Origin of the sequence: Streptomyces sp. NPDC097981, assembly GCF_040302565.1 — a bacterium.
In the GTDB taxonomy this organism is placed as follows: domain Bacteria; phylum Actinomycetota; class Actinomycetes; order Streptomycetales; family Streptomycetaceae; genus Streptomyces.
The window spans coordinates 50,333-74,326 of the sequence record NZ_JBEORW010000004.1; the positions used below are offsets into that span (position 1 = coordinate 50,333).

At 73.9% G+C, this 23,994-nt stretch carries 20 protein-coding genes and 1 pseudogene; 10 read left to right on the forward strand and 11 right to left on the reverse strand.

Going from position 1 to position 23,994, the window contains the following annotated elements:
* Nucleotides 1–17: 17 nt before the first annotated feature.
* Entirely contained in the window at nt 18–1,424 is a 1,407-nt protein-coding gene (locus ABTY04_RS05100; protein WP_352211932.1) for a DUF6421 family protein, read from the reverse strand.
* 604 nt (nt 1,425–2,028) lie between these two features.
* On the opposite strand from ABTY04_RS05100, the gene ABTY04_RS05105 reads away from it, so the two are divergent.
* On the forward strand, nt 2,029–2,721 hold the full coding sequence (locus ABTY04_RS05105; RefSeq protein ID WP_352211933.1) for a glycerophosphodiester phosphodiesterase: 693 nt from the start codon (nt 2,029–2,031) through the stop codon (nt 2,719–2,721).
* 36 nt (nt 2,722–2,757) lie between these two features.
* On the opposite strand, the gene ABTY04_RS05110 is transcribed toward ABTY04_RS05105, so the two are convergent.
* Nucleotides 2,758–3,297, reverse strand: a complete 540-nt coding sequence (locus tag ABTY04_RS05110; RefSeq protein WP_352211934.1) for a GNAT family N-acetyltransferase — start codon at nt 3,295–3,297, stop codon at nt 2,758–2,760.
* A 146-nt stretch (nt 3,298–3,443) separates the two neighbouring features.
* Between ABTY04_RS05110 and ABTY04_RS05115 the strand changes: the two genes are divergently transcribed.
* Together ABTY04_RS05115 and ABTY04_RS05120 are read left to right on the forward strand one after the other, a co-directional pair.
* Nucleotides 3,444–3,980, forward strand: coding sequence for a DUF5134 domain-containing protein (locus ABTY04_RS05115; RefSeq protein WP_352211935.1), 537 nt, complete (start codon nt 3,444–3,446; stop codon nt 3,978–3,980).
* 80 nt (nt 3,981–4,060) lie between these two features.
* Entirely contained in the window at nt 4,061–4,999 is a 939-nt protein-coding gene (locus ABTY04_RS05120; RefSeq protein ID WP_352211936.1) for a M56 family metallopeptidase, read from the forward strand.
* Here the strand turns inward: ABTY04_RS05120 and ABTY04_RS05125 are convergent.
* Nucleotides 4,992–5,762 (reverse strand): dienelactone hydrolase family protein, encoded by a 771-nt coding sequence (locus tag ABTY04_RS05125; RefSeq protein ID WP_352211937.1) that lies wholly within the window; start codon nt 5,760–5,762, stop codon nt 4,992–4,994. The two genes, ABTY04_RS05120 and ABTY04_RS05125, sit on opposite strands and share 8 nt — an antisense overlap.
* Nucleotides 5,763–6,119: 357 nt before the next feature.
* On the opposite strand from ABTY04_RS05125, the gene ABTY04_RS05130 reads away from it, so the two are divergent.
* Nucleotides 6,120–6,749 (forward strand): TetR/AcrR family transcriptional regulator, encoded by a 630-nt coding sequence (locus ABTY04_RS05130; protein WP_352211938.1) that lies wholly within the window; start codon nt 6,120–6,122, stop codon nt 6,747–6,749.
* A gap of 12 nt (nt 6,750–6,761) precedes the next feature.
* Here ABTY04_RS05130 and ABTY04_RS05135 read toward each other — a convergent pair whose 3' ends face one another.
* Nucleotides 6,762–8,246: an LVIVD repeat-containing protein gene (locus tag ABTY04_RS05135; RefSeq protein WP_352211939.1), complete on the reverse strand. Its 1,485-nt coding sequence runs from the start codon at nt 8,244–8,246 to the stop codon at nt 6,762–6,764.
* Between the two features lie 78 nt (nt 8,247–8,324).
* Here ABTY04_RS05135 and ABTY04_RS05140 point away from each other — a divergent pair, with 78 nt between their 5' ends.
* Nucleotides 8,325–8,987: a DUF305 domain-containing protein gene (locus ABTY04_RS05140; protein WP_352211940.1), complete on the forward strand. Its 663-nt coding sequence runs from the start codon at nt 8,325–8,327 to the stop codon at nt 8,985–8,987.
* Between the two features lie 52 nt (nt 8,988–9,039).
* The gene (locus ABTY04_RS05145; protein WP_352211941.1) at nt 9,040–10,407 is read left to right on the forward strand and encodes an FAD-dependent oxidoreductase; all 1,368 of its coding nucleotides are present in this window, start codon (nt 9,040–9,042) and stop codon (nt 10,405–10,407) included.
* 247 nt (nt 10,408–10,654) lie between these two features.
* Here ABTY04_RS05145 and ABTY04_RS05150 read toward each other — a convergent pair whose 3' ends face one another.
* The gene (locus tag ABTY04_RS05150; protein WP_352211942.1) at nt 10,655–12,013 is read right to left on the reverse strand and encodes a wax ester/triacylglycerol synthase family O-acyltransferase; all 1,359 of its coding nucleotides are present in this window, start codon (nt 12,011–12,013) and stop codon (nt 10,655–10,657) included.
* A 215-nt stretch (nt 12,014–12,228) separates the two neighbouring features.
* Between ABTY04_RS05150 and ABTY04_RS05155 the strand changes: the two are divergent.
* From ABTY04_RS05155 to ABTY04_RS05165, 3 genes and pseudogenes are all read left to right on the forward strand, one after another.
* Nucleotides 12,229–13,316, forward strand: a pseudogene (locus ABTY04_RS05155) (WD40/YVTN/BNR-like repeat-containing protein).
* Nucleotides 13,317–13,339: 23 nt separating this feature from the next.
* Nucleotides 13,340–14,026 (forward strand): uracil-DNA glycosylase, encoded by a 687-nt coding sequence (locus tag ABTY04_RS05160; RefSeq protein ID WP_352211943.1) that lies wholly within the window; start codon nt 13,340–13,342, stop codon nt 14,024–14,026.
* 111 nt (nt 14,027–14,137) lie between these two features.
* Nucleotides 14,138–15,058 (forward strand): sirohydrochlorin chelatase, encoded by a 921-nt coding sequence (locus ABTY04_RS05165; protein ID WP_352211944.1) that lies wholly within the window; start codon nt 14,138–14,140, stop codon nt 15,056–15,058.
* A 126-nt stretch (nt 15,059–15,184) separates the two neighbouring features.
* Here the strand turns inward: ABTY04_RS05165 and ABTY04_RS05170 are convergent, their stop codons facing one another.
* The 6 genes from ABTY04_RS05170 to ABTY04_RS05195 all read right to left on the reverse strand — a co-directional run bounded on the left by ABTY04_RS05170 (nt 15,185) and on the right by ABTY04_RS05195 (nt 23,145).
* Nucleotides 15,185–16,252, reverse strand: coding sequence for a lactonase family protein (locus ABTY04_RS05170; RefSeq protein WP_352212148.1), 1,068 nt, complete (start codon nt 16,250–16,252; stop codon nt 15,185–15,187).
* Between the two features lie 76 nt (nt 16,253–16,328).
* On the reverse strand, nt 16,329–17,465 hold the full coding sequence (locus tag ABTY04_RS05175; protein WP_352211945.1) for a nitric oxide synthase oxygenase: 1,137 nt from the start codon (nt 17,463–17,465) through the stop codon (nt 16,329–16,331).
* Between the two features lie 297 nt (nt 17,466–17,762).
* Nucleotides 17,763–19,256: an FUSC family protein gene (locus ABTY04_RS05180; RefSeq protein ID WP_352212149.1), complete on the reverse strand. Its 1,494-nt coding sequence runs from the start codon at nt 19,254–19,256 to the stop codon at nt 17,763–17,765.
* A 305-nt stretch (nt 19,257–19,561) separates the two neighbouring features.
* A complete protein-coding gene (locus tag ABTY04_RS05185) occupies nt 19,562–20,233 on the reverse strand; it encodes a class I SAM-dependent methyltransferase (RefSeq protein ID WP_352211946.1) in 672 nt (223 codons plus the stop codon).
* A gap of 112 nt (nt 20,234–20,345) precedes the next feature.
* The gene (locus ABTY04_RS05190; protein ID WP_352211947.1) at nt 20,346–22,505 is read right to left on the reverse strand and encodes an FUSC family protein; all 2,160 of its coding nucleotides are present in this window, start codon (nt 22,503–22,505) and stop codon (nt 20,346–20,348) included.
* Between the two features lie 46 nt (nt 22,506–22,551).
* On the reverse strand, nt 22,552–23,145 hold the full coding sequence (locus ABTY04_RS05195; RefSeq protein ID WP_352211948.1) for a histidine phosphatase family protein: 594 nt from the start codon (nt 23,143–23,145) through the stop codon (nt 22,552–22,554).
* Nucleotides 23,146–23,277: 132 nt separating this feature from the next.
* Between ABTY04_RS05195 and ABTY04_RS05200 the strand changes: the two genes are divergently transcribed.
* Complete coding sequence (locus ABTY04_RS05200; RefSeq protein WP_352211949.1) at nt 23,278–23,982, forward strand: YoaK family protein; 705 nt, start codon at nt 23,278–23,280, stop codon at nt 23,980–23,982.
* The last annotated feature ends 12 nt before the right edge of the window (nt 23,983–23,994 follow it).

Consider the following 23,994-nt stretch of genomic DNA (forward strand, 5'->3'; position numbering starts at 1 on the left):
CTCCTGTGGGCGAGCGCTCACGCGGCGACCCGCTCGGACGAATCGGCGTTCACTGCAGTGATGCCCTTCGTGGAGGCGATCACGCCCTTGAGCTTCTTGGCGAGGGCCTCATAGAACATGCTCAGCGGAAACTCGTCGGGAAGCACGTCGTCCACGAGCTTGCGCGGCGGCTGCGTGAGGTCGAGCGCGTCGGGACCCTTGGCCCACGCGGAGCCCGGGTGCGGGGCGAGGTAGGTGGAGACGAGCTCGTACGCCTTGAACCAGTGGACGAGCTTCGGGCGGTCGATGCCGGCCCGGTAGAGGTCCTCGATCTCGGCGCACAGCTGGTTGGTGACCTGCGGGGCCCGCATCCAGTCGATCTTCAGCTTGTTGTCCGTCCAGCGCACGACGTCGTGCTTGTGGAGGTAAGCGAAGAGCAGCTGGCCGCCGAGGCCGTCGTAGTTGCGGTTGCGGTCGCCCGACACAGGGAAGCGGAACATCCGGTCGAAGAGGACGGCGTACTGGACGTCACGGCCGTGCTCGTTGCCCTCGGACTCCAGCTTCACGGCCTCCTTGAAGGCGGTGAGGTCGCAGCGCAGCTCCTCCAGGCCGTACATCCAGAACGGCTGGCGCTGCTTGATCATGAAGGGGTCGAACGGCAGGTCGCCGTGGCTGTGGGTGCGGTCGTGGACCATGTCCCACAGGACGAAGGCCTTCTCGCAGCGCTCCTGGTCCTCGACCATGCGGGCGATGTCCTCGGGCAGCTCGATGCCCAGGATGTCCACGGCGGCCTCGGTGACCTTGCGGTAGCGGGCGGCCTCGCGGTCGCAGAAGATACCGCCCCAGGTGAAGCGCTCGGGGGCCTCGCGGACGGCGATGGTCTCCGGGAAGAGCACGGCGGAGTGCGTGTCGTAGCCCGGGGTGAAGTCCTCGAAGGTGATGCCGAGGAAGAGCGGGTTGTCGTACCGGGTCCGCTCAAGCTCGGAGAGCCACTCGGGCCACATCACCTTGAGGACGACGGCCTCGAAGTTGCGGTCCAGGTTGCCGTTCTGCGTGTACATGGGGAAGACGACCAGGTGCTGTAGCCCGTCGGCGCGCTCGGCGGCCGGGTGGAAGGCCAGCAGGGAGTCCAGGAAGTCCGGCACCTTGAAGCCGTCCGCGACCCACTTGCGCAGGTCGGAGACGAGCGCACGGTGGTACGCGGCGCCGTGCGGCAGCAGCGGCGACAGCGCCTCGATGGCGGCGACCACCCGCTCGACGGCGGACTCCACGACGGCCGGGGCCGGGGCGCCCGCGGCCTCGAAGTCGATGGAGCCGTCCTTGGCCTGCCAGGGGCGGATCTCCTCCACGGCGGCCTTGAGCTCGGGCCACGCCGGGTGGTCGACCACCCGCGCACCGGCGGTTATCACCGCACCGCCAGAACCCGGCACAAGAATTTCCGTCATGTCACTTCCTCCACAGGAGAACCTCGCGTCATCACAGCGTATGCATGTGAGCCTCTCCCGCTCAAGAGGTTGCTCCGGAAATTATCCGGCCTGACCCCCATCAGAACCGTAATTCTTCCCGCCGCCCATCGTCTGAACGACGGCTTCGCCCCTTTCGCGGAGATCCCGACCGGCATCGGGAGCCCCGGCACGCATCCCCAAGACCGGCTCGGCATGGCCTGTTTGCGTCTGTGGCCCCCACGCGCGGAGCGGACCGCGGCTCCCGCGGGCGGGCGGGGACACGGCGGCCCGGCGGGGCCGTCGCCCACCGGCGGAACGCGCGGGTGACGTCCGTCACCGCCGGCCGGGCACGGGACCGCGGCCGTCGCAGCCGGAGATCGTCAAGGCGACGGGGACGCGCCCACGCCCGGGTGACGCGGCAGGGCCGGCGCACGGCGTGAGGCGGGGTACGACCCTGGCGGGAACCGGCCGACGGCCCCGTTCCGGGCCCTGCACGGGCGGTCTCATCGCATCCGCGGCGCACTAGCATGCGTCCTCACCGCGCGCGGCCGGTAGGGACACCGTGACCGCGCGGCGAGCCGCCGTCGACGGAAGCGAGAGAACCTTGACTTTCCTCACCATCGGTCACCGCGGGGTCATGGGTGTCGAACCGGAGAACACCCTGCGGTCGTTCGTCCGCGCGGAACGTTGCGGGATGGACGTCATCGCGCTGGATCTCCAGCTGAGCAAGGACGGCGTGCTCGTCGTCCTGCACGACCCCGAGGTGGACCGGACCACCGACGGCTCCGGGGCCGTCGCCGATCTGACCCTCTCCGCGCTGCGCGAGCTCGATGCCGGCCAGGGCGAGCGCGTGCCGGTCTTCGAGGAGGTCCTGGAAGCGGTCCGGACCCCGCTCCAGGCATCTGTACCGGACCGGGCCACCGCGGCGGTGCTGGCGGATCTGGTCCTGCGCAGCGACCTGAGCGCACGGGTGGAGGTGGCCTCCTTCCACGACGAGGTGCTCGCCGAGACGGCCCGGCTGGTGCCGGGGGTCCGGAGCACCCTGTACGCGGACGCGCACACGGGTCACCGCAGGAGCATCGTGGACCGGGCGCTGGCCGCGGGTGCGGCGACGGTCGCCCTGAACATCCGCGAGCTGACGCTGGAGACGGTGGAGTCGGTCCACGCGGCCGGACTGCGGGTGACCGGCCGGATGGTCGACACCCTGGAACTGCTGCGGCTGGCGCGGGCGCTCGAACTGGACGGCGTGGCCACCGGTTTCCCCGAGATCCGCAGCACGGGCAGGTTCACGGCCTGACGCCGACGGGCGCTCCGGCTCCGGCCCCGGCTCGCGCTACAGCGATTTGACCAGCAGCTCGAAGGCCAGGTCGTCGCGGAGCGGGACGCCGAAACGCTCGTCACCGTAGGGGAAGGGGCTCAGTTCGCCGGTGCGCCGGTACCCGCGGCGCACGTAGTAGGCGATGAGCTCCTCCCGTATGCTCACCACCCTCATCCGCATCTCCGTGGCGTTCCAGGTCTCGCGGGCTCGGCGCTCCGCCTCGGCGAGGATCTCCTTGCCGAGGCCGCCGCCCTGCAGGCCCGGGCGGACCGCGAACATGCCGAAGTAGACGTGGTCACCGCGGTGTTCGAGCTGGCAGCAGGCGACGAGCTCGCCCGCGCGCTCGACGACGAGCAGGACGCCGTCGGCGGAGTCGATGATCGCGCGGACCCCGCCGGGGTCGGTGCGCTGCCCGTCCAGGTAGTCCGCCTCGGTGGTCCAGCCGGCGCGGCTGGCGTCTCCGCGGTATGCCGACTCGACGAGGACCACCAGTTCCGGCACGTCCCCCTCTACGGCACTGCGGAAGCTCAGGGCGGCGGGGTGCGCGGTCGACATCGGGTGCTCCGTTCTGCTCGGCGGCATATGACATGCCCGGTGCGGCACGGAGAGCCTATCCCGCGTCGGCGTGCGGGGGTCCGGCCCGGGGCATCTCTTCCCGTGACGCCGACGAACCGGGGGGTTCCGCCGTGCACGGTTCCGCGATGCCCTTCCCCGCCTCCCTCTCCGCATGGCTGCTCGTGCTGCTGTGCGCCGTGAGCGGTGCGTACTGTCTGCGGCGGGTCCGCGGATCGGACCGGGAGGCGCGCGGCGGGGCGGCGGGCGAGGCGCTGATGGGGTTCGGGATGGCGGTGATGGCCCTGCCGTCGGGCACCGGGTCCTGGGGGCCCGGGATCCTGGTGGCCGTCTTCTGCGGGGGCGCGCTGCACGCGCTGTGGCTGCTGAGGGGCGGGGTGCACCACGCGCACCACCTGGTCGGCTCGCTGACCATGGCGTACATGGCGCTGACGATGGCCGCCGGCCGCGGGCACGGCGGGGGCCTGCCGCTCGTCACCGGGGCGCTGCTCCTCTATTTCGCGGGGTACGTGCTGCTCGGCGGGGCGCGGCTGGTGACGGCGGGCGGGGGCGCGCAAGCGGTTCCACCCGTCCCGGGCGGGCAGCCGGCGATGCCCGCGGAGCTGGAGCGGGCCTGCCGACTGGCCACGGGCATGGGGATGTTGGCGATGCTGCTCGGGCTCTGACCGGGAGGCAAACGTGTCCTGCGTCACCAATCCCGAAAGCCCGTACCAGCAGGTAGCCCTGCGCTCATAGGCTGGCGGCCATGATGGTCCCCGCCGCACTCCTGTTGCTCGGCGCCCTGACCGCGGTGCTCGCCCCCCGTCTGCTGGCGCGGGCCGAATGGCCCGAGCGGGAGCCCGTCGTCGCCTTGTGGGTGTGGCAGTGCGTGGTGGGCGCGGTGCTCCTGTGCTTCGCGCTGTCGATGCTGCTGAGCGCGGCCGCCGCCTGGCTGGCGGTCCGGGGCCGGCTCTTCGCGGCGGCCCCGCACGGGGTGGTCGACGCGTACGCGCTGGGCCCGACCGGCGGCCCCTGGGCCGTGGGGACCGCGCTGGCGCTGGCGGGCGGCGGGCTGTGGACCGGAGCCCGGCTGACCCGGGAGGTGCTGCGGGCCCGGGCCCGGCGCCGGGCGCGGGGCGCCGAGCTGCTCGTACGGGCGCCGCTGCTGCCCGGGGAGGACCCGGCCGGGGCGCGGCTCGTCGTACTGGAGGGGACGCGGCCCGACGCGTGGTGGCTGCCGGGCGCGGCCCCGCAGCTGGTGGTGACCACGGCCGCGCTCGGGCGGCTCAAGGGGAGCCAGCTGGATGCGGTCCTGGCGCACGAGCAGGGGCATGCGCAGGCCCGGCACGACTGGCTGCTGCACTGCTCGCGGGCGCTGGCGGGGGGATTCCCGCAGGTGCCGGTGTTCGCGGCGTTCGAGGCGGAGATGCACCGGCTCGTCGAACTGGCCGCCGACGACGTGGCCTCGCGGCGGTACGGGAGGCTGACGATCGCGCTCGCGCTGGTCGGGCTCAACGAGGACCGGGGGGTGTTCGGGCCCTTCCCGGACCCGCAGCCCCACGTGTCGCAGCGGGTGCGGCGGCTGCTGTCGGCCGCGTCCCGGCTGTCGGCGGGCCGCCGGCTGCGGCTGACGGCACTGGCGACGCTGGTCCCGGCGGTACCGCTGGTGGTGGCCCTGATGCCGGGCCTGAGCGCCCTCACCTGAGCGCGCCCGGGCCTGCGGCGGGGTCCTGCCGGCCGAGCTCGGCGGCGAACAGCTCGCACACCCGCCCCCACGAGTCCTCGGCGGCGGCCTTGTCGTACGGTTCGCGCCCGGGGAAGAAGAAGGCGTGCCGGGCGCCCGGATAGACGATCTCCTCGTGGCGTACGCCGGCCGCCGTGAGCGCCCCGGCGATCTGCGTGCGCTGCTCGGCGTCGATGACGTGGTCGAGCTCCGCGAAGAACATGAGCACTCGCACGTCGCGGTCGGCGATGGCCCCGGTGGCCTCCAGCAGCGGCTCGGGACGGCTCAGCGCGGTGCCGGCCGCGGGCAGCCAGCCGGGGTAGAAGACCGCCGCCGCAGCAAGGTCGAGCCGGGTGGCCGCGAAGTAGGCGATGTGCCCGCCCAGGCTGAACCCGAGCACCGCGGTCCTGTCCGCGGCCTGCTCGTGGGCGCGGACGTGGGCGATCGCGGCGCGCAGGTCTTCCTCGACGCCGTCACGGGTCAGGCGCCCGAGCAGCTCGAAGGCGCGTTCCCTGTTGGCGGCGCTCTCGGTCAGGCCGGAGGCGGTCTCGGCGCCGGAACGGTGGTAGAGGTCCGGGGCGATCGCAACGTAGCCGAGCGCGGCGACCTGCCGGACGATGCCGCGGACGTCCTCGGTCACCCCCCAGAGCTCCGAGCCGACGAGCACGGCCGGGTGGCTGCCGGATCCCGCGGGGCGGGCCAGGTACGCGGTCATCGGCGCGGCGCGGCCGGTCGTGATCTCCACTTCACGTGCAACGATCTCGCATGCCATCGGGATCCCCTCGCGCAGAGCGTGAAACGGTCAACTCCCCGAGCCTGCCACGGCACTGACGGAGTGTGGGCATCCGTATCAACGCCCGGACCGGCATGCGGAGCGGCGTACGACGAACCGGGTCGCGCGGAGTCTGCACGCGCAGGCCGTCTCTACACCGCGGCTCCCACATCGTGCGGGTGCGCATCGGTGCCGGGTCCGGGTAGGCCGAAATCCGTCGTCCCGTGGGGTGTGGGCGTCCCTGCTCTGGGCGATCCCCCGCGTCGCCCAGAGCAGGCGACCCCGTGCGCTGAGTATATTGGCCGGGAGCCAGTCAACGCAGGAGTAAGCATGTCCCCGCGCAGCGCATCGGTCAATGAAGAATTGCGCAGACGTTCCCGGGAGCGACTGCTCCAGGCCACGGTCGAACTCGTCGCCGAGCGCGGCTACGAGGCCACGACGCTCGGCGACATCGCCGACCGGGCGGGCGCGGCCCGCGGCCTGGTCTCGTACTACTTTCCGGGCAAGCGGCAGCTGCTCCAGTCGGCGGTGCACCGGCTGATGCACCTCACGCTGGAAGCGGCCCTGGAGCGGGAACCGCGCAGCGACGACGGCCGCGAGCGGCTCGCCCGGGCCGTCGACGCGGTACTCGGGCTCGCCCGGGACGAGCCGCTGCTGATGCGGACGCACATGGCGGGCATCCTCCAGGCCGAGGGGTTCGTGCAGTGCCCGGAGCAGCAGCGGCTGGCGGAGCTGCTCCGGGACACGGTCACGCGGTACGGCTCGGCGGACGTGGACACCGACTACCCGCTGCTGCGGGCGCTGCTGATGGGTGCGGTGGTCGCGGTCCTCCTGCCGGGGGCTCCGATGCCGCTGGCGCGGCTGCGGGCGGAGCTGTTCCAGCGCTACGGGCTGGACTGGGAGCTCGGCGTCCCGCCGGACGGCGGACCGCCCGGCGGAACGTTTCCGTCAACGGACTAACACCGGCCGGCGTCAGTGATAGGCGGGCTGGCTCTGCACGTTGAGCCGGTCCATCCACACCCACTTCGCGCTCTCGGTGCGCCAGTCGTCGATCCGCAGCACGTCGAGGCCCTTGACGATGTCGTTCGAGTAGATGTGGCCGTTGTAGTAGTACGCCGACCAGGACCCGCCGAGCCCGAGCTTGTCCGTGGTCAGCGGCCCGCGCTCGAAGTAGCCGATCTCCCGGGGCCGCGCGGAGTCGGTGAAGTCCCACACCGAGACGCCGCCCTGGTACCAGGCCTGGACCATGATGTCGCGGCCGCCGCCGACCGGGATCAGCGAGCCGTTGTGGGCCACGCAGTTCTCGGTGTCGGCCTGGAGGCGCGGGATCTTGAAGTAGCTGCGGAACACGAGCTTGCGCTGATCGCCGCGGCCGGTGATGTCGTAGATGCCGTCGGCCCCGCGGTTCGGGCCGGTGGCCTCGTTGCAGGTGGCGCCGCCACCGCCGCCGAGCTCGTCGGTGAACACCACCTTGTCGGCCTTCTCGTTGAAGGTCGCCGAGTGCCAGAACGCGAAGTTCACGTTGTCCTGCACCCGGTCGATGACCCGCGGCTGCTCGGGCTTGCTGATGTCGAAGAGGATGCCGTCACCCATGCAGGCGCCGGCCGCCAGCTTCTTCGCGGGCAGCACGGTGATGTCGTGGCAGCCGGTGGTCTTCGAGACGCCGGGGTTGGTGGGCGCGCCCGGGTTGCCGCCGTCCGGGAAGAGGACGGGGAAGGCGACGACCGCCGCCTGCGTGGGGTTCTTCTTCGGTACCTTGACCACGGAGATGCCGTCGTGCGGCGGCTGGCAGTCGGGGAACGCCTCGTTCGGGGAGTACGAGGCCACGTAGAGGTAGATATCGCGCTCGCCCGGCACCAGGGTGTGGGTGTGGGAGCCGCAGGCGGTCTCGACGGACTTGATGTACTTGGGGTTCTTCTTGTCCTTGATGTCGAAGATCTTGATGCCCTCCCACGAGGACTTCTCCGTCGCGGGCTGCGAGACGCTGTTGCAGGAGTCGTCGCTGCGCGAGGAGTCGGTGGAGAGGAAGAGCAGGTCCCCCTGGACGGACACGTCGTTCTGGCCGCCGGGGCAGAGCACGCGGCTGACGACCTTCGGGGCCTTGGGGTTGCCGATGTCGTAGACCGTGAAGCCGTTGTAGTTGCCGGCGTAGGCGTACTTGCCCTGGAAGGCCAGGTCGGAGTTGATGACGCCGGGGTCGGCGCTCGGGATGTTGGCCAGGGGTTTGACGTTGGCGCTGTGCACGATCTCGTCCTGGCCGGGGATCTCGCCCGGGGCGAGCGCGCGGCCGGTGGCCGGTTCCGGCCCCTGCGAGGAGGCGCTCCCGGGGGATAAGTCCCCCGGATCCGGGGTGGCGGCCGCGGGACCGGCCGTGAACAGCGCGGTGAGCAGCCCGGCCGCGGCCACGGCCGCCCCCAGACTCCTGTGCCGCACTCTGGTGGTGTGCTTCGAGGTCACTGTGCCCTCCCATGGGAGTCCGATCGGTTCCGTTCGGCGTGGGAACGGAACCAGGACCCCGGCAGTATGTTCCTTTCCATGGACATGGCAAATGGCTTACTCGGCCGAACCATCCGCGCGGTCGTCGCCGCGGGGATCCTGCTCGCCCTGGCCGGCTGCCGGGACGGCGGCGACGGGGCGAAGGACGGCGGGGCGAAGGGCGGTGCGGCGGCGGTCATCGCCCCCGGCAGGCCGGGCGAGAAGGCCCGGACCCTCTCCCCGGAGGAAGCCGGCCGGCGGCTTCCCGACGACAGCCCCAACGCGGCGGACCGGGCCTACGTGCAGCACATGGTCGATCACCACCGGCAGGCCCTCACCATGAGCGCGCTGGCCCCGGCGCGGGCCTCGGCGGACGGGGTCAAGCGGCTCGCCGAACGGATCTCGGCGGCCCAGCAGCCCGAGATCGGAGCGATGGAGAAGTGGCTGGCCCGCTACCCGGCCCCCTCCGGAGCCCCGGCCGGCCACGACCACGGCGCGATGCCCGGCATGGCCACCGCGCAGCAGCTGAAGGAGCTCGGCGAGGCGAACGGGACCGACTTCGACCGGCTCTTCCTCACCCTCATGACCGCACACCACGAGGGCGCGGTGAAGATGGCGGGCGAGGCCCTGGCCGCCGGAAACAACGGGGCGGTGGAGGAGATGGCCAACGAGGTGGTGGCCACCCAGACCGCCGAGATCCACCGGATGCGCGCGATGGGCTGACGTCCGCGGGGCCCGGTGTCATGCTGGGAGCACCTGCGGGAGGAGCTCCGCCGTGCTTCGTGTCGCCGTCGTCGGTTCGGGCCCCAGTGGGGTCTACGCCGCTCAGACACTGGTCCAGCAGCGTGAGGTGCCGGGCATCCGCGTCGACGTGCTGGACCGGCTGCCCGCGCCGTACGGGCTCGTGCGCTACGGGGTGGCCCCCGACCACGAGAAGATCAAGTCGCTCCAGGGCAGCCTGCGCACCGTTCTGGAGGACGAGCGGATCCGCTTCCTCGGCAACGTCGAGGTCGGCGGGCCGCGGCTGTCGCCTCAGCGCCTGCTGGAGCTGTACCACGCGGTGGTGTATTGCGTGGGCGCCGCCCGCGACCGGCTGCTCGGGATCCCCGGCGAGGAGCTGGCCGGAGTGCACTCCGCGACGGCTTTCGTCGCCTGGTACAGCGGGCACCCGGACGCCGTGGGCGAGACCTTCGACCTGTCCTCGGTGGGCTCGGCGGTGGTCGTCGGCGCGGGCAACGTCGCCGTGGACGTGACGCGGATGCTGGCCCGGGGCGAGCCGGAACTGGCCCCGACCGACATGCCGCAGCCGGCCCTGGGCGCGCTCGCGGAGAGCGGGGTGACGGCTGTGTCGATGGTGGCCCGGCGCGGGCCCTCGCAGGGCAAGTTCACCACCAAGGAGCTGCGGGAGCTGGGCACCCTGCCGGGTGTGGCCGCCGTCGTGGACCCCGCCGAGCTCGCGCTCGACCCCGCGTACGCCGACCCGGCCGCGGCGGCCGCTCTGCCCGCGCCGGCCCGGCGCAACCTGGAGGTGCTGCGCGGCTGGGCGGAGCAGGACCCGGGCGACGCCCGGCGCCGGATCGGCCTGCGGTTCTACCTGCGCCCGGTGGAGGTGCTGGCCGGCCCCGGGGGCCGGGTCTGCGGGATGCGCTTCGAGCGGACCACCCCGGACGGCCGGGGCGGGGTCGCCGGGACAGGCGTGTACGAGGACATCGAGGCGCAGCTGGTGCTGCGTTCGGTGGGGTACCAGGGCGTGCCGCTGCCCGGCCTGCCGTTCGACCCGGTGAAGGCCACCGTCCCGCACGCCGCGGGCCGGGTGGTGCGCGCCGGCCGGGCCTCGGTCGGCGAGTACGTGGCGGGCTGGATCAAGCGCGGCCCGACCGGGGTGATCGGCACCAACCGGCCCTGCGCCAAGGAGACGGCGTCCTCGCTGCTCCAGGACGCGGCCGCGCTGGCCCGGCGGGAGCTGCCCGACGACCCGCTGGACGCACTGCGGGCGGCGGGACTGCACCCGGTGGAATGGCCCGGCTGGCTGGCGATCGAGGCGGCCGAGGCCGATCTCGGCCGTTCGCTGGGCCGCCGCTCGGTGAAGATCCCGGACTGGCCGGGTCTGCTGACCGCGGCGAACGCCGGCGCGGGTGCCTGAGCCGGGCCGGTGCCCGTGCCCGGCCCATGCCGATGCCGGTGCCCGTGCCCGTGCCCGGCAGGTACGGGACCGGCGCGGCGCCGACGGCTGCGCCGGTGCGTGCCGGTGCCTGGTGCGCCGGGCCCGGCGGCTGTGCCTGCGGCCAGGGCAGGGCCTGCGCGACGGCTGCGGTGAGCACACCGTGTGGCCGGGCACGCCGCCGAACGGCGACCTGTACGGGAGCCGCCTCACGACCAAGATGCTCGTCCTACGAGACCTCCCTTACAAGCGCGTCGAGCTCGGCGCGCAGCGCCTCCGCGAGGTCCCCCAGGTCCGGTACGGCGGCGGCGTCCGCGACCAGGCCGTAGTGGACCGTGCCGTGGTACGTGGAGACCGCGACCGCCAGGGAGTGGCCGCGGGCGAGCGGGGCGAGCGGATAGACCTCCCGGACCCGGCTGCCGCCGAGCGAGAAGGTGAAGCTGGGCAGCGGGACGCTGGTCACCAGGATGTCGAAGAGCAGCCGCGCCGCCTGGGCGACCAGGGGCCCGCCGAGCCGGTGGCCGAGCGGGTGGACGTGATCGGCGAGCAGGGCGACCGCCCCGGCGCCGCGGGCGGGTCCGGCCTCCTTGTTGCGGTCCATGCCGGTCCGCACCCGGTCCAGGCGCAGCAGCGGGTCCGGCTCGGCGAGCGGAAGCCTGAGCAGGTAGCCGGAGAGCCGGTTGCCGTACTTCGCGGCGCCGCCGGGCCGGCGACGGGAGACCGGTATCAGGGCGCGCGGGCCGGGCCCCTCGGGCACGGGGTCGCCCCGGCCCACCAGCCAGCGCCGCAGGGCGCCCGCGACGAGGGCGATCAGCACGTCGTTGACGGTGCCTCCGGCGACCTTCCGGATGCGGTTGACGTCGTCCAGGTCGAGCGCGAGCCCGGCGACCGCGCGGGTGCCGGTCCGCACCTGGAGGGCCGTCAGGGCCTCCGGGACGCCGAGGGGAAGTCCGGCGCGGGCCACGGACGCGCCGATCTCCAGGGCCTGGCCGACGTCCTGGACGCGAGCGGCCAGGATCCCGGGGAGGCTGCGCAGGGTGGCCGCTGCGGGCTGCGGCGCGGGGGGCGTCCGGGCGGGTCCCCGTGCGGGCGCGCCCTCGTCGAAGAGCATGGCCGCCAGCGCGAGGGCCCCGAGCCCGTCGGCGAGGGCGTGGTGGAACTTGAAGAGCACCGCGAAGGAGCCCGGGTCCGGCCCGGCCAGGACGTGCGCCTCCCAGGGCGGCAGGCCCCGGTCCAGCGGCCGCGCCATCAGGGGTCCGGCGGCGGCCTGCGGGTCGGGGGTGCGCAGGAGGAACACGTGCCTGGCCGGGTCGAAGTCCGGGTCGGACGACCAGGCGGCCGCGCCGATCGGCAGCAGCACGTCGTGGATGCGGCGGCGCAGGCCGGGGACGGTGGCGCAGCGGACCGTGAGCAGGGCGGCGGCGCGGACGGCGGCGTCGGCGCCGGGACCGGCATCGGCGGCCGGGCCGGCGCCGGGGTCCTGCGGGGCGGCTTCGAAGACCGCGAGGGCGCCGAGGTGCATGGGGTTGGCCGCGGATTCGATCCGCCAGAAGGCGAGGTCGAGCGGTGAGAGGTGCTCGGTTGCCACGTATTGCCTCTCGCGTGCGGCGGCAGAGGTGGAAGTCAACCCCCTTCGGCCGCCTACGATCAAGTAGCCACCCTTTGAATACGCCTGTTGATCGATGGCGACCGGCTGGTCGGCCCATCGGTGCGGCTGCCCGGCCGCTGTCGGCGGGCGGGTGCAGACTGGCTGAAAGGCGCTCAGCACGACGACCGGGACAGCCCGGTCCGGAGGTGTCGACCATGTCAGAGGTGCTCCTGCTCGCGGGCACGCGCAAGGGCCTCTTCATCGGCCGTCGGAAACACGGCTCCTGGGAGCTCGACGGACCCCATTTCAGTGCGCAGGCCGTCTATGCCGTCGCGATCGACCGGCGCGGGCCCGCGCCCCGGCTGCTCGTCGGCGCGGACAGCTCGCACTGGGGGCCGTCCGTGTTCAGCTCCGACGACCTCGGGGCGAGCTGGCAGGAGCCGGCCGCGCCCGCCGTGCGGTTCCCGAAGGACACCGGGGCCTCGCTGGAGCGGGTCTGGCAGCTGCATCCGGCCGGACCCGAGGCCCCGGACGGGTGTACGCGGGGACCGAGCCCGCCGCCCTGTTCCGCTCGGCGGACCGCGGGGAATCCTTCGAGCTGGTCCGCGCGCTGTGGGAGCACCCGAGCCGCAAGAGCTGGGTGCCGGGCGGCGGCGGCGAGGGCCTGCACACGGTGCTGACCGATCCGGCCGATCCCGACGCCGTGACGGTGGCGGTCTCCACCGCCGGGGTCTTCCGCACGAAGGACGGAGGGGCGAGCTGGGCCCCGTCCAACGAGGGGGTCTCGGCGGTGTTCCTGCCGGATCCGCATCCGGAGTTCGGCCAGTGCGTGCACAAGATCGCCCAGGACGCCGGTGACCGGAAACGGCTGTACCTGCAGAACCACTGGGGCGTGTACCGCAGCGACGACGCCGGGGACCGGTGGAGCGACATCGGCGGCGGGCTGCCCTCCGACTTCGGCTTCGCGGTGGCCGCGCACCCCCACCGGCCGGACACCGCGTACGTCTTCCCGCTCAACGCCGACTCCGACCGGGTCCCGGCGGAACACCGGTGCCGGGTCTTCCGCACCCGGGACGCGGGCGCCACCTGGGAGCCGCTCACGCGCGGGCTGCCGGCCGGGGACCACTACGGGACGGTGCTGCGGGACGCCCTGTGCACGGACGACGCGGACCCGGCGGGGATCTACTTCGGCAACCGCAACGGCGAGCTGTACGCCGGCGAGGACGACGGGGACAGCTGGCGGCTGCTGGCCGGGCACCTGCCCGATGTCCTGTGCGTGCGGGCGGCGGTACTGGCGCACTGAATCGGCCAGTAGAGTGACTCACCGTGGCAGCACGACCGTTGAACGAGATCGTCGAGCCGGGCTGGGCCCGGGCTCTGGAACCGGTGGCCGGGCAGATCGCCGCGATGGGCGACTTCCTGCGCGCCGAGATCGCGGCGGGCAGGACGTACCTGCCGGCCGGGCAGAACGTGCTGCGCGCGTTCCAGCAGCCCTTCGACGAGGTGAAGGTGCTGATCGTCGGCCAGGATCCGTACCCCACCCCGGGGCACGCGATGGGCCTGTCCTTCTCCGTCGCGCCGGACGTCCGCCCGGTGCCGCCGAGCCTGGACAACATCTTCCGCGAGCTGTACGCCGACCTGGGCGTGCCGCGGCCGGCCAACGGGGACCTGACCCCCTGGGCCCGGCAGGGCGTGCTGCTGCTCAACCGGTCCCTGACCACGGCGCCGCGCAAGACCAACGGGCACAGCGGCAAGGGCTGGGAGGCGGTCACCGAGCAGGCGATCCGGGCGCTGGCGGCGCGCGGCAAGCCGCTCGTGTCGATCCTGTGGGGCAGTGCCGCCCGCAATCTGCGGCCGCTGCTGGGGCAGTTGCCGGCGGTCGAGTCGGTGCACCCCTCCCCCATGTCCGCCGACAAGGGGTTCTTCGGCTCCAGGCCGTTCAGCCGGACCAACGACCTGCTGGCCCGCCAGGGAGCCCAGCCGGTGGACTGGCGACTTCCGGCCGCCGGTTGATCATTTTCGGTTGAACGGTATACGACATTCAACGGATAAATACGGACAGAAGCCGCCTGATAAGGCCCTGCCCGAACACTCGGTTCCGATAAGCCAGTAGCATGCGGCGCCATGAGCTCCCCCACTGGGCCCGCAAATGGCCTGCCCGTACGAATGCCGCGACCCCGCCCTGCCGGACGGCACCGCCGACCCGAGCCCGCGGTGGCGCCCGAGGGCGCGCCCGCGCTGGTGCTCGCCGTGCCCGGTGCCCCCTCGGCCGCCTCGCGGGGGCTCGCGGAAGAGATCATCAGCATCGGCCGCTCCGAGCTGCCGGGCCTCGACGCCCGCATCGGCTTCCTTGAGGGCGACGACGCCGAGGGCTCCGAGTTCCCCGCCCTCTCGGGCGTGCTGACCGCGGTCGCGGCCGAGCGTGTCGCGCGCGCGGAGTTCGCCCGCGCCGCCGGCCACGAGGTGCCCGCGCCCACCGGCCCGGACGCCGTGGTCGTCCCGCTGCTGGCCGGTCCCGACGCCGATCTGCTGCGCCGGATGCGTCAGGCCGTCATGGACTCCTCGGCCGCCGCCGAGCTGGCCGAGGTGCTCGGCCCGCACCCGCTGCTCGCCGAGGGCCTGCACGTCCGGCTCTCGGAGGCGGGTCTGGCCCGCGCCGACCGCGCCCGGCTCTTCACCGTGACCACCGCCGCCGACGGCATCATCGTGGCCACCACCGGCGGCGAGGAGGCCGTCCAGGTCGCCGGGGTCACCGGCATGCTGCTGGCCGCCCGCCTCGCGGTACCCGTCAAGGCCGCCGCCCTCGACCAGGAGGGCTCGGTGGCCGCGGTCGCCGAGCAGCTGCGCAGCGAGGGCTCCACGCAGCTCGCGCTGGCCCCCTACCTGATCGGCCCGGAGGCCGCCGAGGGGCTGCTGGACACGGCCTGCAAGGAGGCCGACTGCGCGGCCGCCGAGGTGCTCGGTGCCTACTCGGCGCTCGGCAAGCTCGTCGTCACCCAGTACTCCGCGGCGCTCGGCATCACCCAGGGCGCCGCCGCCCACTGAACCTCCCCCGGATCACCGTCCGGAGGGACCGTCAGGACCGCGTGAACGAGGGCCCGCGCCCCGGGAGCCATCCCCGGGGTGCGGGCCCTCGCGCGTGCGATCGGGTGCGGCGCGGCTGCGGTCGCGTCAGCCGAAGACCACACAGGTGGCGGCCGGCACCGCCACCGAGCCGGCCCGCCGCGGCTGCCCGGTCAGCGGGTCGACGTCGAACCAGGTGACGTCCCCCGAGCGCTCGTTGGCCGCGTACAGCCTGCGCCCCGAGGGGTCGGCGGCAAGGTCGCGCGGCCAGCTGCCGCCGCATTCCACGCTGCCGGTGCGCCGGGGCTTCACCGCGCCGCCGGCGAGCGAGAGGGTGACGATGGCGTCGGCGCCGCGCACGGCCGCCCACACGAAACGGCCGTCGGGAGAGACCACCACGGCCGAGGGATAGGCCCGTACGGCCCCTGGAGCGCCCGTGGAGGCCACCGGGACCTCTTCGGTCGGTTCCAGTTCCCCGGAGCCCGGGTCCCAGCGGCAGACGGTCACCTGCGGCTCCAGCTCGTGCAGGACGTAGACCACCTCGCCGCCCGGGTGGAAGGCGAGATGGCGCGGGCCCGTCCCGGCGCGCAGCGCGGTCTCGCCGTGCAGGCGCAGTGCCCCGGTGGCCGGGTCCGGTGCGCAGACCCGGACCGAATCGGTGCCGAGGTCCACGCTGAGCACCCAGCGGCCGCTCGGGTCGGGCAATACCTGGTGGGCGTGCGGCCGTTCCTGGCGGCTCGGGTCGGGGCCGGAGCCCCGGTGGACCAGGACCGAGGCGGGTCCGGACAGTGCGCCGTCCGCGGCGAGCGGGAGGCTGCTGACGCTGCCGGACGTGTAGTTGGCGGTCAGCAGCCGGCGCCCGGCCACGCTGAGGTGGGTCGGCCCGGAGCCGCCGACCCGGACGGCGGGGCCGAGGGCGGTGAGGCCGGCGCCGGCGGGCCGGAAGGCGCCGGCCGCGCCCTGCTCCGTCTCGCTCACGGCGTAGAGCACCCCGGTGCTCCGGTCGAAGGCGAGGTACGAGGGGTCCGCGACCGCGTCGGTGGTGGAGAGGAGGGTCAGCGCACCGGTTTCCGGGTTCACCGCGGCGGTGGTGATGCCCTGGCCGCCTGCCGAGGTGAACGAGCCGATGTGGACCCGGTGCCCGCCGCCGCGGCCCGCGCCGTCCGTGCCGTCCATGCCGTCCGCGCCGCCCACAGGGAGCCCCTCTCCACGTTCCGGATCGATCCGTGCGAAGCCGACGGTAACAGAAGGTCTAGACCAGACCCCGTCCTTGGGCGCGTTCCTGCGCGCCGGGGTGGTGCACGTACGCCGTCGTGCTCGGCCGGTCGTCGTACGTGCGGTGGAAGACCGGCGTCGCGGAGCCCGAGATCGGCGGCACGATCCAGGACCAGTCGGCGCCCACCTCGCGCCCCTTGCGCTCCTCGCGCTCCATGTGGCTGAGGAAGCGCCGGGATTCGGAGTGGTGGTCCGCGATGGTGACACCGGCGCGGTCGAAGGAGTGCAGCACGGCCCGGTTGAGCTCGACGAGTGCGCGGTCCTTCCAGAGCGAGCGGTCGCTGGACGTGTCGAGGCCCAGGCGCCGGGCGACGGCGGGGAGGAGGTTGTAGCGGTCGGTGTCCGCGAGGTTGCGGGCGCCGATCTCGGTTCCCATGTACCAGCCGTTGAAGGGCGCGGCCGGGTAGTGGATGCCGCCGATCTCCAGGCACATGTTGGATATGGCGGGTACGGCGTGCCAGCGCAGCCCCCAGTCCGCCCAGCCGGCGTCTTCGGGGTGCTCGATCGGGACCTCCAGCACGGCGTCCGCGGGGGTGTCGAACCAGCGGGGCTTGTCGTCGACGCCCTGGACCACGAGCGGCAGCAGGTCGAAGGGGGTGCCGGCGCCCCCGGCCCAGCCGAGGCCGAGCAGGGCGCTCGTGAGCGGTGCGTTGCGGGCGTCGCCCACGGTCACGGAGTGGTGGTCGCCGTAGCCGGCATACCGGACGAGCTGTTCGCTCCAGATCAGCGGTCCGGGGCGGTCCGGGGTGTCAGGGGCGAAGACGGTGATGGTGGGTCTGACCCGGCCGCCGTTGGTCGCCTCGCGCAGGTGCTCGAAGCACTCCGCGGCCATCTCGTCGGCGCCGGTGAGCTCGCGGCGGTCGCGCACCCGCAGCGAGTTCCAGTACAGCCTGCCTATGCAGCGGTTGCTGTTGCGCCAGGCGACGCGGGCCCCGTGCACGAGCTCCTGCGAGGTGTGCCGGTAGCCCCCGGTCTCCGCGAGCTCGGCCCGGACGGCGGCGAGCCGGGCCCGCGGATCACCTGCCTGCGGATGCTCCCGGTGGAAGAGCCGGATGAACTCCTCGGCCGCTTCCCACACTTGGGCTGTGGTCGAGCGCTGTTGAAGGATTTCCATCCCGGGCGGTTACCCCCTGTCCGGCCAGATCCACCCTGTACGTGCCGCACGAATGTGCATTCAGCACTCACCCGTTGTACATGCCGCAGGTCAGCGGCATACGGCACACACGTCCGAAACACTCCACCGGGTGATCTCCGGGCCAACGCCCTGCGGAGCGGACCTGACAGGGCGTAAAATTCGCCGGCGCCATGGCCGTGACCTCGGGAATCATGCACAGGACCGGCTCATGAACGGCGCCTGCCTGGTACCACGGCCCGGGTGCGGCGGTACCGGGCAGCCCGCCTCCGGGCCGGATCAGGCGCTGATGACGAGGGGAGAGCGCGGGTCGGTGCGCAGCGGGGCGTGGAGGGCCACGAGGGCGTGCTCCAGGCCGTGCAGGTGCGCGAGGGCGGGTTCCGCGGCGGCGTGCCGCGGAGGGGTGGGAACGACGAGTTCCGCCGTCTCCCACGGGGCGGTCAGCGCCTCCACCGCGGCCTCCACCCGCCAGCACGCGGCGGCCAGCCGGGCGTCGTGCGAGGCCTGCGGGTCGGCGGCGACGGCCACCAGCCCGCGCACCTCGCGGGCGCAGTCGTCGAGCAGCCCGAGGACCTGTCGGGCCCGGGCCTTGCGGGCGCGCAGCGGGCTCAGCGGGTGGACGAGGGGCGCGAGCGCCATCCGTACGCGGCCCAGCAGCAGTTCGAGTTCGGCCGCGTGGGGGGCGGGATCGGCGTCGGGGTCCCCTGCGAGGCGGTCGAGGGAGGCCGCGGTGGAGGCCCGTACGCAGTGCAGGGCGCGCTGGATCCAGGCGTCGTTGGCGGCGTGGGTGGTCACCGGGAGGACGAGCACCACGGCGAGGGCGGCGCCCAGCGCGCCGATGGCGGTCTCCTGGAAGCGCAGGAGCAGCAGGCCGGGGTGGAGAACGCCGAGGAGTCCGTAGAGGAGCCCGGCCATGACGGTGACGAAGAACATCATCCAGGAGTACGAGGGCGCCGCGGTGTAGAAGATCCCGAAGACGCAGACGGCAACCAGTACGGCCGTGGGCGCGGGCGCGCCGTGCAGCGGTACGGCGATCAGCAGCCCGGCGGCGATGCCGACGACGGTGCCCAGGACCCGGCGGAACCCTCGGACGAGGGTCTCGCCCCGGGACGCGGTGTTGACGAAGATCCACCAGGCGGTGCCGACGGCCCAGTACCAGCGGTCGTCCGACAGTGCCTGGCCGATGCCGAGCGCGAAGGCACATGCGGCGGTGGCCTGGAAGGCCTGGCGCGTGGTGGGCCGGGCCAGGCCGGTGCCGGGCAGGCCGGGCGGCGCGGCGGGCGGCGGGGTGCGCCGCTCGATGGGCCACAGGAGGAACCGGACCGCTCCGGCGCAGAGCAGCGCCAGCGAGACGGCGGCGTACAGCTCGGGCAGCTGGGCGGGTACGGCGTGCAGGAACTGCGTGACGAAGAACATCATGAAGCCGAAGATCCCGAGGGCGTGCCCGCGCGGCCCCCAGCGGCGGGCGTAGACCCCGGTGAACACGACGGCGAGGAAGGCGGCGTCCCGGGCGAGCGGCATCCCGTGCAGGCTGGTGGCCAGCACGAGGACGGGGAAACCGGAGACGGGCAGCAGCGCGCTGGTCAGGCGCTGGGCCCGGACGGTCGGGTCGAGCACGGTGAACAGGGTGAGCAGGGCCGCCAGTCCTCCGGTGATGGAGGCGGTGAGGGAGAGACCGCACAGCTCGGCGACCGCGACGGCGAGCCCGACGCCGAGCGCGGCCCGCAGCGAGTTCCTCAGTCTCAGACGCCCCGGATCCGGAGCCACGAACATCCTCTTCACGGCGGTGTGCCGCCCCCCTCAAGATGGTGCGCGCCGGCCCGGCGGCCGCCCGGGGGTGGTGGGCGGCAGGCGGACACGGCGAAGGCACCGCGCTCCGGACCGGCCTCGTTGCCGCCCGGCGCTGCGCGGCGCCGAAAGTACATGGATACCGCACAGATAAACATCCGAAGGCCCACTGGCTCAACACGGCATCGCATCACTGGGCCAATGGCCCAGTTCCAATCGGCGCGGATCGGCCACGCGGCAGCCAACGGACCAGCGCTCGCGGGAGCGGCCGGTCGGCGGCGGATCCGGGCTCAGACCCGGCGGGCGTAGCAGAAGAAGTGCTCCTCGGGTTCGACGGACGGGACGGGTCCGGCGGTGGCGTCGGCCCCGGAAGGCCCGGCTGCGCCCGCCTCGGGCCGGAACAGCGCCGTGTGGTGCTCCAGCACCTCCAGCCCGGCCTCGCCCAGCAGCCGCAGGTGCTCGGCCGCGGACAGGCTGCTGACGGTGACCTCGTGCCCCATCCACACGATGTCGAGGTCGCTGATGTCGCCCGGCACGGTGGCCATCACGAAATACCCGCCGGGCGCCACCCACGACGCCATCCGCTGCAGTGCCGCCGCGACCTCCTGCTGGGACATCACCAGCAGCGGGAAGAAGGCGCACACCGCGTCGAAGGCGCCCTCCGCCGCCGTGTACCTCCGTACGTCGGCCTGTTCGAAGCGGGCCTGCGGCACCCGGGACCGCGCGAGGTCGACCATGTGCGCCGAGACGTCGATGCCGGTCACCGCGCAGCCCGCCCGCACGAGTGCCTCGGCCGTCGGACGGCCCGTACCGCTGCCGACGTCGAGCACGCGGGCTCCGGGGGCGAGCCGGGCGGTGAGCCAGTCCAGTGCGGCGAGCTGCCCGGGGACTCGCCCGAACACGTCCTCGTACCGTGCGCCCACCTCGTCGAACACTTCCGCTGCGGACTTGCCTCCACTCATCGGCACCCCTCGATTCACGTCGTGCTCCTGCGGCCCGCCCGGCCGGTCCGGACGCCGTGGGGCTTCTGCCCGGGCGTGCGCAGGGGAAACGGGGGCTCTCCGTGCCGGGGCCTCACCGCGTGGCGTGGGACGCGGCGGCGACGCGGCCCGACTCGATGAGGTCCAGGTCCGCCGTGAGCGCGTCGAGCCAGGCCGTCGCGGTGTAGTAGGCGAACCCGGCGTCGGGGGGTGCTGCCCGGCGTGGGGCGCCGGTGGCGGCCGGAACCCGGGTCCCGCCCGGACCGGGTGGCCCGGGCGGCCCCAGGCGCCCGATCGGGCCGGCCGCGCGCGGGGCGTCGGCCCCCGCGGCCGCCTGCCGCAGCCTGGCCGCCACGCGGGCCGCGTACGCGCGCAGCTCGTCCGCCTCACGCGCGGCGGGCGTCCCGTCCCTGGCGTCCAGGACGCGCCCGGCCCCCCAGAGCACGTGGTGCCCGGTCATCACCGCGGCGTGCCAGTCCTGGCCCGGACCGGCCGGCCGCTGCGTCTCGCTCTGGTACTGGGCGTACGCCGACTCGGCCATCGTGAGCGTGATCCGGACCCGGTGCGCGTCGGGCCCCGGGGGCCGCGGCAGTCCACGGGGCGCGACGACTGCGGCGGTGGTCGCCTCGACGTCGTCGGCGGCGGCGCGCAGCAGCCCGGCCACGGCCCGCCCCAGTTCGTCATGGGCTCCGCGCGGCCAGGCCAGCAGACCGCAGACCAGGCCGATCGCGCTGCCGATGAGCACGTCCATGAAGCGGACCCCGGCGAGCCGCCAGGTCACGGCGGACAGCTGGGCGAACGCGACGGCAACGACGAGTGTGAACAGCGCCTGCGCCCATCCGGCCCCGCGCACCGGACCGATGGTGAAGGCGGCCAGCATCAGCAGCGGCAGGGCGATCATGTATACGACGCCCGTCCCGCCGGCCAGCGCGAGGACCGTGCCCGCGGCGAGAGCGCCCAGGCTGGTGCCGATCAGTGCGCTGCGCACCGTGGCCCGGGTCTGCACGGCGGTGGTCCGGGTGAGGCTGAGGACGGCGAGCATCGCCCAGAAGCCGTGCGGGAGCGACCCGACGCCCGCCACGGTACGGGCCACGGCGAGGGCCAGCGCGATCCGTACGGCGTTCTGGAAGTGCACGGATCGCGGTCCGGTGTGCGCGACGATCCGGTGCCACCACAGCACGGCCGAGTTGTGCCCGGCGTACCAGAACGCGGCCGGGGGCTCGACGTCCCCGGCCGCCACCTGCCCACGGACGGCGAGGTCGGCTGCGGTGCGCAGCACCAGCGCGGCGTCCGCCACCTCCAGCAGGGCGGCCTGTCTGCGGCGGGACTCCGGCGCGGCGGCCGGGGCGGCGGCGTTGCGGGCGCGCAGGCGGCGCAGCTCCGCGGAGTCCGCCGCAGGGGTCTGCCGGCTGCGCAGCAGCACGGCGGTCCCGGCCGCAGACTCCCGGACCGCGCCCAGGAGATCGAGTCCGGCCTGTCTCGGCCACCGCCCGGCCGGCGGTGCGGGCAGGTCCCGGAGCCGGGCGAGCAGGGTGCGCGCGGCCAGCCCGGTGTGGGCCAGCGCCCGCTCCCGCAGACCGGGCCCGGCGGGCCGTTCCGCCTCGGGCACCATGGAGGCCCGCAGCCCCCCGGCGGTTGCCAGGGCCCGGTCGGACTCCGCGGCGGCGAGCAGGTGGGACGGCCGCTCCAGCGCGGCGGCGCACCGGGCCGCCTCGGCCGCGGCATCCGCGGCCCGCTGCGCGTACGTGGGCGGCCGGTGGTCGGGCAGCACCAGCGCCTCGGCCGCGATCAGCAGGATCAGGCCGGTCACGGTGCCGGCCAGCCGCTCGTCGAGGGTGTGCGGGGCGTACGGCGGGAAGCTCGGCAGGATGTACATGAGCTGGAGCCCGGCCGCGGCTCCGGCCGGACGGGGCCCGGCCGCCGCCGAGAAGGCCACGCAGAACCCGATGACCGCCATGCCGGCCACGGCGCTCCAGGTCCGTACGGCGAGGAAGGTGCCCAGGGTCACCAGGACGACGGCCACGGGGAGCAGCCTCGCCATGACCGCGGCCCGCTGCCGTCCGGTGCCCGGGATCCGGGAGAGTCCGGCCAGGGAGACGGCGGCGAAGAGGGCGTAGACCGCGCTGACGGGCCGGTCGAACCCGTACAGGAACACGTAGAAGCCGGTGCAGGAGGCCAGCGTGGTCCGGACGGCCCGGCGCGCGGCCGCCGGCAGCGCGCCGGTACCCGTACGGAGTTCCCCAAGGGCTCGCACGGTTTCAGAGTCGCACGGGATCCGGCGGGTCTCTCGGCGTGGCGGATCAGGGGTGGGTGTTCCAGCCCGCGATCACCGGAAGGCCGTGCTCGGTGGACAGGATGCTGACCGTGCCGGTGCGCAGCAGGAACAGCCGACCGTGCGGCGGGGGCAGCCCCAGGTAGCGGGCGGTGAGGACGCGCAGGAAGTGGCCGTGGGCGACGAGCACGACGTCTCCGCGGTCCTCGGCGAGGACCGCGGCCGCCTTGGCCAGGGCGCGGTCCGCGCGGGCGCCCACCTGGGCGGCGCTCTCGCCGGGGTGCTCCGCATCGCCGGGTGGGACGCCGTCGGTCCACAGGGACCAGTGCGGTCTGCCCTGCTGGATCTCGGCCGTGGTGACGCCCTCGTAGCCTCCGTAGTCCCATTCGCACAGGTCGGGGTCGCAGACGGCGCCGCTCAGTCCGGCGAGCTGAGCCGTGGCCACGGCCCGGTGCAGCGGGCTGGTCAGCACCAGGGCGAAGCGCCGGTCGCGGAAGTACGGGGCCAGTGAGACGGCCTCCTCGACACCGGCGGCGCTCAGCGGCACGTCGGTCCGCCCGGTGTGCCGCCCCGTGGCACTCCACGCCGTCTCGCCATGCCTCACCAGCAGCAGGTCGCTCATTCTTCGGACCATAAGCCCTCCGGCATGTCGGCGCGGAGGACCGGGGGCGGCATGTCACCGTCGGGCGTCATGGACGTGAACACCTGGCGGGTCGTGGCGGGCACGGGCCGGCCCGCGGAATCGGCCTGAGCGGTGGGCGCACACCCGCTGCGGCCGCCGCTGACCGCGCTGATGGTCGTACTGACCGCCGTGACCGGAATGATCGAGGCGGTCAGTCTGCTCGCGCTGGGCCCCGTGTTCACGGCGATGCAGACCGGAAACGTGCTGTTCCTGGCATTCGGGGCCGCCGGACAGGGACACCTCCCCACCCTGTCGCCCGCGGTGTCGCTGGCCGCCTTCGCCCTCGGTGCGGTGTGCGGAGCCCGGCTCGAAGCCGCCTCGGAGGCGCGCGGACGGCGCTGGTTCGTGATCGGTCTGGCGCTCGAAGCGGGGCTGATCCTGGTCGCGGCGGGCGCCGGGTGGGGCGTGACACCGCGTTTCGGAGATCCGACCGCGCGGCACATGGCGGTGGCGGCACTCCTGGCCTGCGCGATGGGAATGCGCAACGTCACCAGCATGCGGGTGAACGTGCCGGGGGTGCCGACCACCCTGGTCACCCGCTCCATGGCCTTCGTCCTCGGCGGGTCGGCCCTGGGCCGGGACAGCGCCTTCGGATACGGGACGGCGGCCTGGGTGCGGCGGGCCGCGGCCATCCTCGCGATGTTCACCGGCGGGCTGGCGGGTGCGCTGCTCGTGGGGGCCGGCTGGCCGGTGAACTGGCTGCTGGTGCCTGCGGCCGGGATGGTGCTGGCGACGGGACTGGCGTATCTGCCCCAGCCCGGGCTGCACACGGTCTGACGCACCGGGCTG

Bases quoted from the DNA above. Each gene is read 5' to 3' on its own strand.
- ABTY04_RS05115 (WP_352211935.1), top strand. From the start codon at position 3,444: ATGCCCTTCCCCGCCTCCCTCTCCGCATGGCTGCTCGTGCTGCTGTGC.
- ABTY04_RS05130 (WP_352211938.1), top strand. From the start codon at position 6,120: ATGTCCCCGCGCAGCGCATCGGTCAATGAAGAATTGCGCAGACGTTCC.
- ABTY04_RS05175 (WP_352211945.1), bottom strand. From the start codon at position 17,465: ATGGAAATCCTTCAACAGCGCTCGACCACAGCCCAAGTGTGGGAAGCG.
- ABTY04_RS05110 (WP_352211934.1), bottom strand. From the start codon at position 3,297: ATGTCGACCGCGCACCCCGCCGCCCTGAGCTTCCGCAGTGCCGTAGAG.
- ABTY04_RS05140 (WP_352211940.1), top strand. From the start codon at position 8,325: ATGGACATGGCAAATGGCTTACTCGGCCGAACCATCCGCGCGGTCGTC.
- ABTY04_RS05165 (WP_352211944.1), top strand. From the start codon at position 14,138: ATGAGCTCCCCCACTGGGCCCGCAAATGGCCTGCCCGTACGAATGCCG.
- ABTY04_RS05170 (WP_352212148.1), bottom strand. From the start codon at position 16,252: ATGGACGGCACGGACGGCGCGGGCCGCGGCGGCGGGCACCGGGTCCAC.
- ABTY04_RS05120 (WP_352211936.1), top strand. From the start codon at position 4,061: ATGATGGTCCCCGCCGCACTCCTGTTGCTCGGCGCCCTGACCGCGGTG.
- ABTY04_RS05180 (WP_352212149.1), bottom strand. From the start codon at position 19,256: ATGTTCGTGGCTCCGGATCCGGGGCGTCTGAGACTGAGGAACTCGCTG.
- ABTY04_RS05195 (WP_352211948.1), bottom strand. From the start codon at position 23,145: ATGAGCGACCTGCTGCTGGTGAGGCATGGCGAGACGGCGTGGAGTGCC.
- ABTY04_RS05100 (WP_352211932.1), bottom strand. From the start codon at position 1,424: ATGACGGAAATTCTTGTGCCGGGTTCTGGCGGTGCGGTGATAACCGCC.
- ABTY04_RS05185 (WP_352211946.1), bottom strand. From the start codon at position 20,233: ATGAGTGGAGGCAAGTCCGCAGCGGAAGTGTTCGACGAGGTGGGCGCA.